Raw genomic sequence first — 17,311 nt, 5'->3', positions numbered from 1 at the left:
GCAGGAATATGCTTGGGATGTTTTAGGAGTAATACGAGTGAATGATTATTTATTTCTGTAATTTTCCGCTTACCTCTACTATCTGATTGAGAAACTGTTCAACCTCTTCCTGGCTTTTTCCGAGTTTACTTACGAAGCGACTCAGTTCCTTCCCTTCTTGAAAAGCAATAAAGCTGGGGATTCCAAACACATCTAGCTTCTCTAACAGTTCCGCAAAATGGTCTCGATTTACTGCGATCATATCGATCTCTTCTTTATACGCTTCTTCCACAGCTGGCATGAATGGATCGATTCGCTGACAATCCGGGCACCAATCAACATAAAACTTAGCAACGATTGGTTTTGTTGATAAAATCGCCTCATCAAACTCTTGTTGTGTTTTGATCTCTTTCATAATGACAATCCTCCCTATCGCAAATGATTATTTACCACTTACCTCTACGATTTGATTGAGAAACTGCTCAACCTCTTCCTGGTTTTTTCCGAGTTTGCTTACAAAGCGAATCAGTTCCTTCCCTTCTTGAAAAGCAATAAAGCTGGGGATTCCAAACACATCTAGCTTCTCTACTAAGTCTGCAAAATGGTCTCGATTTACTGCGATCATATCAATCTTTTCTCTGTACGCTTCTTCCACAGCTGGCATGAATGGATCGATGCGCTGACAATCCGGGCACCAATCGGCATAAAATTTAACAACGACTGGTTTTGTTGATAAAATCGCCTCATCAAACTCTTGCTCTGTTTTGATCTCTCTCATCCATTATCCCCTCCACAATTCCTAATATTGTAAATATTCCGTATAACACGATTGCTAAACCACCCCCCTTCACCAAAATGCCCTGTATGCTCACCCCTGTGAATCAAGATATCTTTCGCAATCCAGAGCAGCCATGCAGCCGCTTCCTGCAGCAGTAATGGCTTGGCGGTATTTGTGATCTTGAACATCCCCGCAGGCGAATACACCAGGAATATTGGTTTCGGTTGTACCCGGATTCACGAGGATATATCCCATATCGTCCGTTTTGACTTGATTGTCTAAAAAAGCTGTGCTCGGTCTATGTCCGATTGCTATGAAAATACCATCCGATTCCAAAATTTCGTCTTCTCCTGTATCGCTGTTTTTTACTTTCAAGCCAGTAACGCATTTATCTCCTGCAATCACTTCTTCAGGAATGTAATTTAAACTCCAGGTAATTTTCGGATTATTTCGGGCGCGATCCTGCATAATTTTGGAGGCGCGAAGCTCGTTTCTGCGGTGAACAACACGAACCTCTGAAGCAAACTTGGTTAAAAAATTTGCTTCTTCCATAGCTGAATCTCCGCCACCGACAACGATAATTTTCTTTCCTCGAAAGAAAAATCCATCACATGTTGCACAGGTGCTTACTCCACGCCCGATATTTTCCTTCTCCCCCGGAATATTCAATAGTTTCGCAGAAGCCCCTGTTGCAATGATTAAAGATTGGGTTTTCAATTCTCCTAATCCTTCAACCGCTAAAGTAAAGGGGGAATTGGAAAGATCGATATTTTTAACCCATCCCCTTTCAAACTTTGCTCCAAAATGCTTTGCTTGCTCACGCATGTTCTGCATCAGATCTCGTCCCATAATCCCATCGGGAAAACCGGGGAAATTCTCAACATCTGTAGTCAATGTCAATTGTCCCCCAGGTTCAGGTCCTTCAATGACTAAAGGATTCATGTTAGCACGTGCTAGATAGATGGCTGCGGTTAACCCTGCAGGACCTGTCCCTAGAACAATGGTTTTATACATCATTACCCTCCTCTTTTATCGTTACATGATTCTACGAACATAGTTTGTTTAAAAATTGCAATGTACGTTCATGCTGTGTGTGTTCAAAAATTTGTTCCGGTGTTCCTTCTTCGACAATTACACCCTTATCAATAAATACAACCTTATCCGCTGCCTCACGAGCGAAGTTCATTTCATGCGTTACAACAACCATGGTCATTCCTTCTTTAGCCAGTTCTTTCATAACCTTCAGAACCTCACCCACCAGCTCAGGATCTAATGCGGAAGTAGGTTCGTCAAACAGCAGAACTTCAGGCTCCATTGCCATCGCCCTGGCGATTCCTACGCGTTGTTGTTGTCCACCTGATAGCTGAGAGGGGTAGTGGTTTGCCCGTTCTTTTAAACCGACCTTCTCCAGCAAGTGGAGCGCTTTTACCCGTGAAGACTCTTTCTCTTGCTTGCGAACGATGACCAAGCCCTCCATTACATTTTCAAGGGCAGTCATATGAGGGAACAAATTATAGCTCTGGAAAACCATGCCTGTTTGCTGGCGGAACTTGATGACGGTATCTTTTGTAATGTGTTTTTTATCCCCAAAATCCAACGTAAATTTTCCGAGGTTGATCGACCCTTTTGTAGGTAGCTCCAGTAAATTCAAACAACGAAGCAGCGTTGTTTTTCCTGACCCCGACGGCCCAATGATGCAAACCGTTTTCCCTTCCTCTATTTTTAGATCGATACCTTTTAAAATCTCTGTTTGTCCAAACTGCTTATGCAGGTTTTTCATCTCAATCACGTACATTCCTCCTATATTAGCTCGTCACATAACGATCGAATCGTCTTTCCATACGTCCCTGTGCTTCTGAAAGGACTGTACTAAACATCAAATAAATAACGGCTGCGACACAGTACAATACTAATGGTTCATATGTGGTAGCTGTAATTTGCTGTGCGACTCGAAACATTTCGGTAACCGTAATGGTAGCAGCCAAGGATGTATCTTTTACTAAGCTGATAAAACTATTTGACAAGGGTGGGACAGAGACCCGTGTTGCTTGAGGAAGAATAATTCTTTTTAACGCTTGGGCGTAGCTCATCCCGATTGAGTAACCTGCCTCCCATTGGCCTTTCGGAATGGAAAGGATTGCTGCCCGGATAACCTCTGAGTTATAGGCACCAACACTAATCGTAAAGCCGATAATAGCCGACGTAAGTGGGTCAATCGTTACCCCAACACTGGGAAGACCGTAAAAGATAATAAACAATTGAACTAGGAGTGGTGTTCCCCGAATCACCCATACATAAAATCTTGCAACAGCGTCAAGTGGTTTAATTCCTGAGATCCGAGCCAGTGCGGTAAGCAAAGCAAGAATGAGTCCCAGAAAAAAAGAGATGAGTGTCAATGGTACAGTAAAAACGATCCCTGCTTTTAACATAGGGAGAAAAGAATTTACAACGATGTCAACGATTCGTTGAAGTCTGTCATCTGTAAACATGTAAACACTCCCTCCGTTATTTGGATACGTCAGTCCCAAAGTATTTTTGTGATATTTCCAAATATTTACCATCTTTCTTCATGTCGGAGATTGCTTTACTTACGGCCTCTACCAATTCTTTATTGCCTTTTCTAAACATCATTCCCATTATTGCAGGTTCATCAAGCTCTGCTACGACTTTAACAGGCGAATCAGGCTTTTGCTTTATGAAATCGAGAACAGCCAATCCATCATTTACAATCACTTCAGCACGTTTTGAAGTTAATAGGTCAATGGCTTGATTAAACCCTTCGACTCCCACGATCTCAGCACCTTTGGATGCGGCTATGTCCTTATAGTTACTAGTAAGTGTCTGGGCTGCTTTTTTCCCTTTTATATCCGCAAATGTTTTTATAGTGTCATTGTCTTTATTAACAAGTAAAACGGGTTTTGACAAGATATAAGGATCTGAAAAATCGTATTTTTCCTGACGGTCAGGACGAATTCCTACATTATTTGCAATCATATCGAATCGCTTCGAATCAAGTCCGGCAAACATGCCATCCCATTGGGTCTCAATAAATTCTGGCTTGACACCAAGTCTGCTCGCTACTTCCTCTGCGATTTCAACATCAAAGCCAGTCAGCTTTCCAGATGCATCATGGAAGGAAAACGGTGGATAGATTCCTTCAGTACCGATTTTAATTTTTCCATCTGCTTTAATTTGCTCAAGTAGATTCTTGCTCCCGGTTGCCGTTTGTGCCCCCCCACATGCCGTTAACACAAGGGAAACGAGTAAGGAGATAGCAACTAAAATGGAACGCTTTTTCACAAAAATGCACCTCTCTCTTGGGAATTTGGTTTTCACTAATAAAAATATTCTGATATTTATAAACAAAATTTTACAAGTCCATTAAACCAACTGATATTTTTCCAGCTTTCTATATAACGTAGAGAGACTAATCTGCAACATTTGTGAAATCTTTTCTTTATCATTTTTATAGGGTTCGGCAAAATAAAAGGTTTGTAAAATATTCTTTTCATACTCTGAAATCATTTGTTCTAAACTTAATCCCCTTTTCAAACAAACAAAATTCTCCTGTTTCGCAAGGTAATCCGGTAAATCATTGAAATCTATCGTATCTGATTCAGCTATATTGACCATATATTCTACCGCGTTTTCCAGCTGTCTAATGTTTCCTGGCCAATCATATTGAATCAACCACTGCTCTAATACGGGATCGATACAGAGCTCATTTATTTTCAAAATTCTACAATGTTTTCTAATAAAATAGGTAAGAAGTAACACAATGTCATCACGGCGTTCCTTTAGAGGTTTGGTAATGAGCGGTATGACATTGAGACGGTAATACAGATCTTCTCGGAATGTGCCTTTTTCCACCATTTCCTCTAAATTTCTATGTGTAGCTGCTATTACTCTTACATCGATAGGAATGATTTTTTTCCCACCAATACGTTCAATGGTTCTCTCCTGTAAAACTCTTAATAATTTTGGTTGCAGTGAAATTGGCATATCACCAATTTCATCTAGAAATAACGTCCCTTTGTGGGCATATTCAAATTTACCAATATTCCCTTCCCGTCTTGATCCAGTGAAAGCCCCTCCCTCATAACCAAACAATTCGCTTTCCAAAAGATTTTCAGGAATCGCGGCGCAATTGATGGCAACAAAAGGATTTTTTCTTCGATTACTTTCATAATGAATCGCTTGTGCCAACAACTCTTTGCCAGTTCCACTTTCACCCCTGATAAGAACAGTTGAGGGACTGTTGGTAACACGTCTTGCCTTTTTTATTACATCTTGAAGTCCACAATTGTGGCCTACAATGCTATCAAAGGAAACATTTTTTAAGGCCGCGGCATCCTCATACGCATCGCACCCTGATTCTTGACTGTTATCTATCAATAAAAGTTTATTCTCAAGCAGAAAACTCATATGATGCAAAAAATTTAATAGCGTCTCGGTGTTTCTCATCATTCTTTCTTTCTGTTCAGAGGAAAAACCCATGATACCTATGACCCCAGCAGGTCTATTCCGTTTGAATATGGGAAAACCAATGATGGTGGAAACCTTACACTGTGTAAGAAATTTACAGTTCATACATTGCGATTCATTTTTTATAACATCATGAGTCATGGCGGGTTTCCCCGTTTTCATGATCATCCGGAGTAGGGACCCCTCTGGTGATGGTTCGCCAATCGTAAATCGGTATGCACCTGTTCCACTAATTCGGATTCCGGTGTCATCAAGTATGGTTACATCAAAACCAAGCACTTCATTAATCGTTTCCGAGAATGTTTGGACAAATTCCTGAATGTAGGTAAAGTCTGACATATTGCCCTCCCATTTTACATTTTAGGTTTGCTCCATTCTTTTTTCACGCTATGCCTTACATAAAAAGTTAACGGCTTCTTCTATTTGACGTAAGCTCCCTGCTAATATGGAGCGTGGACACGCGATATTCATTCGCATAAATCCGATGCCGTCCTCTCCAAAAATATATCCTTCATTCATCGCAACTCTCGCTTTATGAAGCATAAATGTATCAAGTTCTTCCATAGGAAGCCCTAATTCTCGGCAATCCAACCACACTAAATACGTGCTTTCTGGCTGAATCACTTTTATTTGCGGAATGTTCTCTTGGAAGTAACGAACAAGAAAATCCAGGTTCCCTTGTAAATAATCGATTACTTGCTCTAACCAATCTTCACCGTATTGATAGGCAATCTCTGTTGCTACAATCCCGAACGTATTCGGGGAACCGATATTCAGACTGTTTATTGACTGGTTCAAAATATCTCTCCATTTTTCGTTCGGAATAATGATAGAGGAAGTTTGTAGACCCGCTAAATTAAATGTTTTGGATGGTGCTATGCAAGTAAAAGAATGCTCGGCAAACTCATCTGAAATAGAAGCAAACGGTGTATGTTCATGTCCTTTGTAAACAAGGTCGCAATGAATCTCGTCTGAAACTACGAGAATATTGTTTTTAATGCAAATTTGTCCCAACATCGTCAACTCTTCTTGGCTCCAAACTCTCCCTACCGGATTATGTGGATTGCAGAGCACCAAGATTTTAACAGTGGAGTCAATCTTCGCTACCAAATCCACAAAATCCATTGTGTATCGTCCCTTTTCAAATGTAAGCGGGTTATTGACAACTTGACGCCCTAGTGACTTGATGATCCGAGAGAACGGGTGGTAGACAGGTGTTTGAACAATGACTTTATCCCCTTGGTGTGTAAAAGAATTGATGATCAAGGATATGGCCGGGAGTATGCCAGGACTGTGAACGATCCATTTTCGCTCTATTGACCAATGATGTCTTCTTTTCATCCAATCCATAATCGCCTCAAAGTACGAATCAGGTCGAAGTGTATAGCCATAAACACCGTGCTCAACTCTTTGATGCAGAGCATTTATGACAGGAGGAGGTGCCTTAAAATCCATATCCGCAACCCACATTGGAATCGCATCGCTTACACCAAAGCGATTAGGAAGAGCATCCCACTTTTCGCAAGCTGAATTTACGCGGTTGATGACTTCGTCGAAATCATACTTCACGTTCATAACCTCCATGGTTCATATTGTGTACCTGATTATTTACAACAGCAATTCTTATGCCAATCTTACAACCGCATAAAATCAACGTTTTTAGGGCTGACTTTTTGATCACTTTTTCAATGTTGCGAACCTTCATCAGAAAAACCAGCAATATTCGACTCTTTGGCTTTTGCAGGATTGAAAAAAACTTTCCAGGTTTGATTCCACCCGTTAACCTAACGCATTTTCCAGATCGCTCCATATATCTTCTACATCTTCAATTCCAACTGAAAAACGGACGAGTCCATCATCGATACCTGCTTTTTCTCTTTCTTCTTTGGGTATAATTGCATGTGTCATCGATGCCGGGTGTTGAATCAGCGTGCCTACGTCCCCTAGAGAAACGGCTAAGGTACATAATTTCACTGAATTCATAAGTGTAACACCCGCTTTGTATCCGTCCTTCAAGACAAATGAAATCATTGCTCCCGGGCCTTTCATTTGTTTCTCCATGATCGTTTTATCTTCGAAACTTTCTAGACCGGGAAAATAAACCCGCTCAATTGCCTTATGGTTTTCCAGGCGCTCAGCCAGCAATTGTGCATTTTCTTGCGAGCGATCCATCCGAATGTGTAATGTACGTATCCCTTGATTGAGAAGCCATGCATCCATAGGAGCCAAATTTGCTCCCATTGTCTTCTGCACTTCTTTTCTCATCGGATCAATTATGTTCTTACTCGAAATCACTAGTCCACCAATCAGATAACCATGACCGGACAAATATTTTGTTGCGCTGTGTACGACAATATCAATTCCGCAAAGGATCGGATTTTGCAAATACGGGGACAAAAATGTATTGTCAACAACGGTCAGTACGCCCTTTTGCTTGGCAATCGCTGCCACACTCTTCATATCCACCAAGGATAGGGTCGGATTGGATGGAGTTTCAAAGTAGATCACTTTCGTTCGATCTGTAATGTATGGTTCAAGCTCTTCCCCTGACTTAAATGGCACAAATGTTACATCGATCCCAAACTTCTTTACTGTTTTGGCGAGAAAAGCGTGTGTCGCTCCATACAGCGCTGTGTGTGCAACGACATGATCTCCTGCCTGCAAAATTCCCAAAAGGCAACCCGTTATGGCAGCCATCCCAGAAGAGAACGCCAGACAGCCTTCACCAAATTCCAATCCTGCTACCTTCTCTTCCAGCTCTCGTACATTTGGATTTCCCAGGCGTGAATACATAAATCCGGGGTCCTCTCCAGCGAAGCGTTTTGCTCCTATATCTGCATTATCAAAAACAAACGTTGAAGTCATATAAACAGGGGAGATATGGGAGCCATGCCCAGGATCCTTATTCACTTTCACTAGATTTGATATGTATTTCATCTACTGTTACGCCTCCTCATTTTCGAAATCTGATTTATGTTCTTCTTTCTTCCTCCTTCCAGTTGTATGCAGATATTACATTGCAAATGTTGTGCCAGTTCTGAAATCCTTATAAAATCTACAGTTTTCTGCTATCCTTTTTTCATTTTTGCTAAAAATACTCTACAAAATATAGAAATGCTCGATGGTAGCGCTTTGGCAATATTGATATTATTTTCGCAATATTGAAAGGAATTGTGATCAAGAGTTACCCCTATCCAACCGAAAGTACACTTATTACTCTTTCCTAGTCTGCTGCTGTTGATGGTTTGTACTGCATTTAATATTGGGATATCGCGTATTGATTTATGTATCTTTTAAGCACGTATAGGGATACGGAAAAATAAACAAACACAACAGATTAGCAGCTATCCGTTGTGTTTGTTTAACTATCGATACCCATTTGTTTTAACAACTTACCTTCTTATGACTTTTGAATCCAATGGATTTGTTTTACTTTACCCTGAAAACATCAATTTTTAACTGACATAATAAATTCTCATTAGTTTCACGACCAAGTTGTTGGACGTTTATCCAAGCTTCCAATTTTTGTAATAATCCGTTATAGAATTCATCAGGAATAACCCAAAATTCTGCAAACAACTTTTCTCTCAGTTCAGTTAAACAAAGGTCATAGGTAACTTGTTTTTCCCATGTTAACTTGTTAAATCCAACTTCAATTAAACTACACCCATTTGATAAGAAATGTTTTTGAATATCCTCTCTGTTCTGGACACCCACATACCGATTGTTAAAGCCTGCTTCATTAGCCAGTTCTTCCATTTTTCGACGGACTGTGTTTCGAAATGCTCCCTGATCCCTTATATGGATGATGTAGCCTCCAGGTTTTGTCACCCTAATTAATTCGTCAATAGATCTTTGCCAGTTACCAACGTGTTGAAAGAGCTTTGACACGACAACCGCATCGAATGAATCATTAGTAAAAGATAAAGATTGTACATCTCCAACACCGTATGATGCGTTACTACTCGGATGAATCTTAGATTGAGCAATTTTAATCATAGCCTCAGAAATATCTACACCACAAACAGAAAAACCACTCTCTACCAAAGGGATTGAAAGTTGGCCCGTACCACAACCTGCGTCTAGTATCTGGGACTTCTCTGGGAGTATCCCTACTTCTTGTAACGTTTCATAGGCATCTTTCAGTATCTGTACTGGAGTATTTCTCGTCTCGTCATAGCGATGAGCAATAGGAGTAAAATCAGCACTTGGTTTCAATTTACTCATTACTACCACCTCCTTACTAATTGTTAAAAATATACAACAGTTCCTGTTACAAGGGAACGACAAAAAATATATTGTACAAAGAGGTCATAAATGCCCCGAGTATTTCAAGAGGTTACCGCAATTGTCTTCTGTAAGGTTCATTCGATATGTTGGAAAAATAGTGCCGTTTATAGATGGCGCCCCAAAGAGGATCCAGTTTTACACAAACAGTATTCAGAGGTACCTAACCGGACTTCACGTTTTAGACAGAGATGCACAAAAAGAAGCCTTTTGCCAGATAATACCTGGCAAAGGGCTTCTTCTATACGCAGCTACTTACGCTGCGCTTGCTTCTGTTTTCACTTCACGAACGTATTTGTCTGCTTTCTTTCTATCAAACTGCCCTTCCCAGCGGGAGATAACAACGGCAGCGAGTGCATTTCCGACTACGTTTACAACGGTGCGAGCCATATCCAGCAAACGGTCGACACCAGCGATAAAGGCGAGTCCCTCGAGCGGAATTCCCACAGAGCCCAAGGTAGCCAGCAGTACGACGAACGATACACCCGGTACACCGGCAATTCCTTTCGAGGTAACCATGAGTACCAGCATGAGCGTAATCTGTGCGCTAATTGGCATATGAATTCCGTACATTTGGGCAATGAACAGTGCTGCAATTGCTTGGTAGAGCGTGGAGCCATCCAGGTTGAACGAATACCCGGTCGGAATTACAAACGAGGCAATCGCCTTCGGACAGCCCATCCGCTCCATTTTTTCCATGATCTTCGGCAGTACAGTCTCCGAGCTGGAGGTGGAGTACGCCAAGAGCAATTCATCCTTGAGCACACGCAAAATCATGGTGATCTTGATTCCGCTGATCCGGGCAATGACGCCCAGGACCACGAGGATAAAGAAGATCATCGCCAAGTGGACCAGAATGACCAGCTTAGCCAACGGTACCAGCGAAGACAGACCGAATTTGGAAACGGTAACACCAATCAAGGCAAAAACCCCGAACGGAGCAAAACGCATGATTGCATTTACCACCCAGAACATCGCGTCTGCTACACCCTGGAAGAAGGCGAGAACGGGCTTTCCTTTTTCACCTGCCGCAGCTACCCCGAGGCCAAACAAAACAGAGAAAAAGATGATGGCCAGCATATCTCCACGGACAATGGCATCAAAAATATTTTTAGGAACAATATTCACGAAGGTATCAATCATGCTGTGACTTTGTGTCGATTCAGCCGCTTCTACATACGTATGAATATCCGTTTTTGCCAGATGGGACATGTCCACGCCCACACCCGGTTGAAACAGGTTTGCTGCTAAAAGACCAACCGCAATGGCGATCGTGGTAACGATTTCAAAATAGAGAATCGTCTTTCCGCCGATCTTGCCTAACTTCTTGACGTCCCCTACTCCTGCTACCCCAACGATTAGAGTGGCAATGACAATCGGTACGACAATCATTTTAATCAACCGAAGAAAAATATCACCAATTGGCTGCAAATAGGTTGCCACGGCCGGGTTGCCAAAGAAAATGGCCCCTACCAGGATACCCAGAATGAGACCGATGACAATCTGAATCGCTAATCCAAACCGCTTCATTCTGACACCTCGCTATAAGAATTAGATTGTCGTTTTGCAACGCTATATTCTTCACTGATTTAACTATCAGCGATTATATAGATTAAAATCATATCACGTAATTTTTGAGAGCTCGCTTTTTTCTATTCTTTTCTCTACTCTTATTTTTTTGACTTTTTGCGAAAAGCCCAGTCTGATGCGGACCGATTGTTTTGCCTCTGGAAAAAATGCTAAAATAAGTGAGCAGTTATCTAACCCGACCGCAAAGAGAATGGAGCCTTTTGATGACGATTCGGAAAATTCTATTGTTGATTATTGTACTTGCCATCGCTCTATATTTATTGCCCTATTCGATCCCGTTTTTACTCGCCCTTTTAACGGCGATTCTGCTGGAGCCATTAGTCCTGTTTCTCATTCGCACCATCAAAGTGAACCGGCTCGGCTCGGTTATCATTTGTTTCCTCCTGTTCCTTGTCAGCTTTGGCCTCGGACTATACTGGATCGGCACCCAGATCGTCATCCAGGGAATTGATCTGGCACAGCGGCTTCCTGCTTTTTCTCAGCATCTATTTGAGCTGGTGGAATCGTATTTGCTGAGCTGGGAAACGTACTACGCCTCCTTGCCAGTGGAAGCGGTCGTCCAAATCCAATCCGTATTCGCCGGATTAAAAACGTGGGCAATCAATTCGGCATCCAGTCTGGCCAAAGGCATTTTAGGTGCGGCTGCCATTATTCCAGGCTTTCTAATCACAACTATCATCTATCTAGTAGCGCTGTTTTTGATCAGTCTTGACCTGCCGAGACTACGTGCCGGTTTCATGCGGATGTTTACGACCTCTGCACGTGAAAAGGTGGATGTTGTTCTCTCTCAACTGAACCGCGCCACTGTCGGTTTTTTACGTGCCCAAATCATCCTGAGCTTTATGACCTTTGGACTTTCGTTTGTAGGTCTCCTTATTTTGCAAGTCAAATATGCCGCAGTCATCGCTTTACTCGTCGTTCTCGTCGATATTCTCCCTATCCTGGGTACTGGCTCCTTTTTGGTCCCGTGGGCGATTTACAACTTCCTGACAGGCAAATCACATCTGGCTATCGGCTTGATTATTCTTTTCCTCGTGATTACCGTTGTTCGCCGAATCATCGAGCCTAAAATCCTAGCCTCCAATTTGGGAATCAGCGCTCTAGCCGCCTTGGTCAGCCTATTCCTCGGCTTTCAGATCATGGGATTCTTTGGCCTGATTCTGGGTCCTGCGCTCGTAATCATTTATGAAGCTCTGCGAAAAGCTGGTTTCCTGAAATTCAAAATCGACTTTTAACAAACCTGATTAATGTTCCAAAGAAAAATGCCGCTCGGCAGCACCCGAGCGGCATTTTGCATGTTACTGCTGTTATTTACGTGACGCTTTTGTACGGCGGAGGACTTCTCCACTCGTCACATCGGTGAACTGCCCATTCGAAACGACGATTTGTCCATTCACGAGCACATGAGAAATACCAATGGGGAGCGTCAGCGGATTTTCGTACGTTGCCTGATCAACCACGGTGGCCGGATCAAAGACAACAATATCCGCCCGGTATCCTTCACGTAGAAACCCTCTATCCTGAAGGCGCAATAGCTGGGCTGGTGCGCCTGTCATTTTCCGAACAGCTTCCCAAAACGGAAAAGCTTGTTTCTCACGTGAGTAATGTCCCAGCACTCGCGCGAATGATCCGTAAAGCCGTGGATGCGGCTTCCCACCGAACACCCCATCTGAACCGACCATTTGCAGCGGATGCTTCATGACCCGCTCGACATCCTCCTCATTGCCCCAATGAATAATGATCATGACCTCGCCTTCTTCTTCGATGAGAAGATCAAATGCGGCATACGCCGGCTCGGTCCCTTTTCGCTCAGCCACTTCCAAGAGGCTCATTCCTTCCAGCCTCCGATTGCCATCAGAGGAGACAGATGCAATGACGAGATTGGCCCAACCATTGTTTCTGACGGGATTGTCGTACTCCCCGCTGTGCAAAATCTCTTCCTTTGCCTGCTCTCGAAGTCTAGCGTCTCGTAGCCGTTCAAGCATCTTCCGGACGCCACCGTCATGCATCCACGGCGGGAGAATCGCATGTAGAAAGGTAGATGCTGCAGCATACGGGTATTGATCAAACGTAATCTCAATTCCCTCAGCACGTCCCTGCTCCATTTTCTCCAAGGCGATATCCAGCTTTTCCCGGTTTCTTTCGCCGCACACTTTAAAATGCGACACATGCAGGCGAACGCCCGATTTGCGAGCAGCGTCGATCACTTCATCCAATGCTTCTACCGAGTAATTGCTTTCATTGCGGATATGCACGACGAAGCAGCCGCCGTATTTGGCCGCACCCTTGCAGATGCCGACCAATTCTTCCTTATTTGCATAGACGCAGGGTGGATATTGGATCCCTGATGACACACCGAATGCCCCTTGCTGCATCCCCATTTCTACCAGTTCCTGCATCGCGGCAATTTCTTTTTGCGTAGCCTCTCTTCCCGTAAATCCCATCACCATGGAGCGAATATTTCCATGCGGCACGAGGTAGGCGATATTTCCGGCTTTTTTGGTCTTTTCCAGGAAGCTCAAGTATTCATCGATACTGCTCCAGGGCCATTCTCCGATGTCGCCGTTTACTCTGCTCAGTTGTTTCATCCAAAGCGCTTTCGTCCCCGCCGTGACTGGGGCAACAGAGACCCCATCCTGCCCTGCCAGCTCTGTCGTAATTCCTTGCAACACCCTGATCCGGTGAATATCCGGCCTTGTACACCATAAATCGGAGTGAACATGGGCATCAATGAATCCGGGCGCCACAACGAGACCCGCTGCATCCACCTCCACGTCTCCGCTCGCAGCTGCCAGATTGGATACGCTCGAAATCAGGCTATTTTTCAAGCCAACATCGAGCCGCGTCCATGGATTTCCTGTCCCGTCGCAAACCATGCCGTTACGGATGATGAGATCATACGTTTTTTCCGCCATTTCTTCTTCACTCATTTCCAAACAGTCTTATTGGACAGACACATTCCAGAATGGGGAATCCATGAAGTAGTGATAGCCTTTGACGTAATTCCGATGAGCGGCCAGTCCATGCAAATCTCCCAGCTTTACACTCGGGAGGTCTTCCCAGTACAACGTTTGGATCTTATCAAAAATCGCTTTTTGCTCTTCAAACGAAATCGTATGGCGAAGCTCGTCTAACAAAGCATCCATCTCGGGATTGTTGTACCAGCCGGGCCATTTGTTGCGAGAGTCCAAGTACAAGGTTTGAGCCGGGTTCGTGTAAGTAGGGAATCCGGTGAAAAATATGTTCCACTTGGTTTCATCAGAACGTTTGCTAACCATCGTAGGCCAGTCGTATATTTCAAAATTGACCTTTACCCCGATTTTCTCCAGCTGGTCTTTGACCATGAGCGAGCTTTTGTAAATGTAGTCGTAATCCTTTGTGGTGATGATGGTGACAGGCTCACCGTTGTAGCCGGCATCAGAGAACAGCTTTTTCGCCAATTCCGGGTTCTTCTGATTGTATTTTTCCTTCCCGGCATCCGAATGCCACGGCTGCTCTGCAAACATCAGACTATGATCCAGACGGAAGAAATCCGGGTTTCCGCTAATCCCCATCATGATGACTTCCTGATCCAGCGCAGCGTTCACCGCTTGTCGTGCCGTCACATTGGAGAACAAGCCTTGCTTCTTGTTGAAAATCAGACCGACATACTTTTGCGGCTTGACTACGACTGTTACCAGATTCGGATCGGCTTTCAACTGCTCGTAGTTGTCAAAAGGCAGCTCATCCGCAAAATCGTATTCTCCCGACTGAAGTCCGGCAACCCGTGTAGCCGCGTCTGGAACCGTATGGAAGTAAATGCGGTCCACCTTCGCTTCCTTTTTCCCGCCGAGTCCATTGGCAGGCTCGGACAGGGCCTTATAATCGGCAAACTGCTCCAGAAGAATGTACTGATCTTGCTTCCATTCCACAAATTTGAACGGTCCTGTGCCAATGTATTCTTTTACGCCCTCTTCCGTAGCCGAGTCGATGACTTCCTTGGGCATGATCACCGCTCCCTGTTGGGGAAAGGCCAGAGAAGTGAGCAAGGTGCCTGACGGTTTATCCAGCTTGATGATCACCTTGTCATTGTCTTTTGCCGTGATTGTCGCATTTGCCAGCGCCGTTTTTCCGTTGGGTGAGAGCTCCTTCCAACGATTAAGCGATGCGATCACATCCTCTACACCGAGAGCTTTGCCGTTGTGAAAGGTAATGCCTTCCCTGAGTGTAAAGGTGATTTCTTTCCCGTCTTCACTCACTTGATAAGACTTTGCCAGCATCGGCGTCGGCTTGTAGTCTTTATCAAGCGTGACGAGCGGCTCAAAAATATGCCAGCCTACCTGGAGCGCGACAGTCGTCGACGTTTTCACCAAATCAATCGAAGGCGGAGATACGGACAAGGCCACACGCAGTTCATTCTTTTCTTTGGGAGCTGCCTCAGCTTGTTCGCTTGTTTGACTAGAACTGTTAGCAGAGGGTGTGGAAGAAGAGCACCCCATTAGCGACAGCCCTACACTTAGAATCACTGACAAAAGAATACCGCCCGGCTTTCTGACCATGGAAAATCCCCCTTTTTCTCTTTGAATATTCAGGTTATTTTCAGGCTAATCTCTTCTCTTCGAATCACATTTCCCGCGGTCTTGCCAGTAAAAATCGAGTCGTTTACAGCCACTTCTCCATTCACAAGCACATAGTGGATACCAATCGGCTCTAAGAGCGGATCTTCGTATGTCGCTTGATCTGCTACCGTATTCGGATCAAAGATCACCAGATCCGCCCAGTACCCTTCTGCGATGTACCCTCTGTCCTTCAGTCGTAGCAGTTGGGCAGGCGCTCCCGTCATATGACGAATCGCCTCAGACATCGTGAGAATCCCTTGCTCGCGGACAAAGCGTCCAAGTATTCGAGGGAAGGTCCCGTACAGCCGCGGATGCGGTTTTCCGCCGAATATCCCGTCGGACCCGACGATTTGCAGTGGATGCCCCAGCGCATTGGTGATATCCGCTTCATCTCCCCAAGAAATGACCATCGTCACTCCGGCATTTTCTTCGAGCAGCAGATCAAATACAGCATCAGCAGGAGTGGTTCCTCGCATAGCCGCAATCTCCAGTAGATTTTTGCCCTCTGCCACGCGGTTTATCTCGGAGGTAACGGAAGCGATGACGATATTGCCCCACCCGCAGCTCTCCACCCAGTTTTCGAAATCATGGTTGTGCTCGAAGTCCGCTTTGATCTGCTTGCGGATTTCCTCGTCCTGTAATTTGGCTAGCAGCTCTTCCGTCCCCCCATTGTGCATCCACGGAGGCAGCAACGCGTGTAAAACAGTCGAACCGGCGGTGTATGGATATTGGTCAAAAGTGATCTCTATCCCCTCTGCCCGAGCCTGTTCCATTTTGTCCAGCGCCTTTTGAAAGTTTTCGCGATTGCTTCGTCCACTCACCTTGAAATGAGAGATATGGAGACGTACGCCTGAACTGCGAGCTACATCCAACATCTCGTCAAGCGCTTCGAGGATGTGGTTGCTTTCATTGCGCATATGGACGACGAAGCATCCGTCGTATTTGGCTGCACCTTTGCATATTTCAATCAATTCTTCTTTGCAAGAAAACAAATTCGGCGGATAAACGAGTCCTGATGATAGCCCTACTGCACCCTGACGCATTCCTTCTTCTACGAGCTCACGCATCTTTTGCATTTCATCTCTCGTGGCCCTGCGCCCTTCAAACCCCATCACGAGCGTCCGAACAGCCCCGTGCGGAACCAGATAGGCGACGTTCCCTGCTAAGGTGGACTTGCTTAGAAAATCGAGATATTCGTCAATCGAATTCCACGGCCAGTCTCCGATGTCTCCATTCAATCCGCGGAGCTGCTTTTGCCATAACGGCTTCGTTTGTTCCGTGACGGGCGCAACAGATATGCCATCTTGCCCAAGCAGTTCTGTCGTCACTCCTTGGAGCACTTTTATTTTGTGAATGTCCGGCTTGGTGCACAGTAAATCCGAGTGAACATGGGTGTCGATAAATCCGGGAGATACAGCCAATCCTTTTGCGTCTATCTCGACATCCGCTACTTGGTCGCAGAGCTCGCCCATTTTTACGATCTTGCCGTCCTTGATTCCAATGTCCAAACGAGTCCACGGATTACCTGTCCCGTCGTACACCTGCCCATTTCGAATGATGATATCCAGCATTGCCATTCTCCTCTCTGCTTTTG

The 17,311-nt window shown here is 44.4% G+C and carries 15 protein-coding genes; 1 reads left to right on the top strand and 14 read right to left on the bottom strand.

Going from position 1 to position 17,311, the window contains the following annotated elements:
- Positions 1-49 precede the first annotated feature (49 nt).
- The 11 genes from ACIFQN_RS01975 to ACIFQN_RS01925 all read right to left on the bottom strand — a co-directional run bounded on the left by ACIFQN_RS01975 (position 50) and on the right by ACIFQN_RS01925 (position 11,059).
- Entirely contained in the window at positions 50-394 is a 345-nt protein-coding gene (locus ACIFQN_RS01975; RefSeq protein ID WP_429831328.1) for a thioredoxin family protein, read from the bottom strand.
- A gap of 27 nt (positions 395-421) precedes the next feature.
- Entirely contained in the window at positions 422-757 is a 336-nt protein-coding gene (locus ACIFQN_RS01970; protein ID WP_429831327.1) for a thioredoxin family protein, read from the bottom strand.
- A 90-nt stretch (positions 758-847) separates the two neighbouring features.
- Positions 848-1,771: a thioredoxin-disulfide reductase gene (trxB, locus tag ACIFQN_RS01965; protein WP_429831416.1), complete on the bottom strand. Its 924-nt coding sequence runs from the start codon at positions 1,769-1,771 to the stop codon at positions 848-850.
- Between the two features lie 31 nt (positions 1,772-1,802).
- Positions 1,803-2,546, bottom strand: coding sequence for an amino acid ABC transporter ATP-binding protein (locus tag ACIFQN_RS01960; protein WP_429831326.1), 744 nt, complete (start codon positions 2,544-2,546; stop codon positions 1,803-1,805).
- Positions 2,547-2,562: 16 nt separating this feature from the next.
- A complete protein-coding gene (locus tag ACIFQN_RS01955) occupies positions 2,563-3,246 on the bottom strand; it encodes an amino acid ABC transporter permease (protein WP_429831325.1) in 684 nt (227 codons plus the stop codon).
- 16 nt (positions 3,247-3,262) lie between these two features.
- Positions 3,263-4,057, bottom strand: a complete 795-nt coding sequence (locus tag ACIFQN_RS01950; RefSeq protein WP_429831324.1) for an amino acid ABC transporter substrate-binding protein — start codon at positions 4,055-4,057, stop codon at positions 3,263-3,265.
- An 81-nt stretch (positions 4,058-4,138) separates the two neighbouring features.
- Entirely contained in the window at positions 4,139-5,581 is a 1,443-nt protein-coding gene (locus ACIFQN_RS01945; RefSeq protein WP_429831323.1) for a sigma-54 interaction domain-containing protein, read from the bottom strand.
- A gap of 48 nt (positions 5,582-5,629) precedes the next feature.
- On the bottom strand, positions 5,630-6,817 hold the full coding sequence (locus ACIFQN_RS01940) for a MalY/PatB family protein (protein WP_429831322.1): 1,188 nt from the start codon (positions 6,815-6,817) through the stop codon (positions 5,630-5,632).
- A 204-nt stretch (positions 6,818-7,021) separates the two neighbouring features.
- On the bottom strand, positions 7,022-8,179 hold the full coding sequence (locus tag ACIFQN_RS01935) for a trans-sulfuration enzyme family protein (RefSeq protein WP_429831321.1): 1,158 nt from the start codon (positions 8,177-8,179) through the stop codon (positions 7,022-7,024).
- A gap of 492 nt (positions 8,180-8,671) precedes the next feature.
- A complete protein-coding gene (locus ACIFQN_RS01930) occupies positions 8,672-9,469 on the bottom strand; it encodes a class I SAM-dependent methyltransferase (protein WP_429831320.1) in 798 nt (265 codons plus the stop codon).
- 315 nt (positions 9,470-9,784) lie between these two features.
- Positions 9,785-11,059, bottom strand: coding sequence for a cation:dicarboxylate symporter family transporter (locus tag ACIFQN_RS01925; protein WP_429831319.1), 1,275 nt, complete (start codon positions 11,057-11,059; stop codon positions 9,785-9,787).
- A 263-nt stretch (positions 11,060-11,322) separates the two neighbouring features.
- On the opposite strand from ACIFQN_RS01925, the gene ytvI reads away from it, so the two are divergent.
- Positions 11,323-12,354 carry a sporulation integral membrane protein YtvI gene (ytvI, locus tag ACIFQN_RS01920; protein ID WP_429831318.1) on the top strand — a complete coding sequence of 344 codons (1,032 nt, stop codon included), beginning with the start codon at positions 11,323-11,325 and terminating at the stop codon, positions 12,352-12,354.
- Between the two features lie 72 nt (positions 12,355-12,426).
- On the opposite strand, the gene ACIFQN_RS01915 is transcribed toward ytvI, so the two are convergent.
- The 3 genes from ACIFQN_RS01915 to ACIFQN_RS01905 are packed head-to-tail and all read right to left on the bottom strand — an operon-like array spanning position 12,427 to position 17,288.
- Positions 12,427-14,049 carry an N-acyl-D-amino-acid deacylase family protein gene (locus tag ACIFQN_RS01915; protein ID WP_429831317.1) on the bottom strand — a complete coding sequence of 541 codons (1,623 nt, stop codon included), beginning with the start codon at positions 14,047-14,049 and terminating at the stop codon, positions 12,427-12,429.
- Between the two features lie 12 nt (positions 14,050-14,061).
- Positions 14,062-15,657, bottom strand: a complete 1,596-nt coding sequence (locus tag ACIFQN_RS01910; RefSeq protein WP_429831316.1) for an ABC transporter substrate-binding protein — start codon at positions 15,655-15,657, stop codon at positions 14,062-14,064.
- 29 nt (positions 15,658-15,686) lie between these two features.
- Positions 15,687-17,288, bottom strand: a complete 1,602-nt coding sequence (locus tag ACIFQN_RS01905; RefSeq protein ID WP_429831315.1) for an N-acyl-D-amino-acid deacylase family protein — start codon at positions 17,286-17,288, stop codon at positions 15,687-15,689.
- Between the last annotated feature and the right edge of the window lie 23 nt (positions 17,289-17,311).

It is taken from the genome of Brevibacillus sp. NRS-1366 (assembly GCF_050467985.1).
Note: the sequence above shows the minus strand (reverse complement) of the source record. Positions and strands in the feature narration are given on the sequence as shown.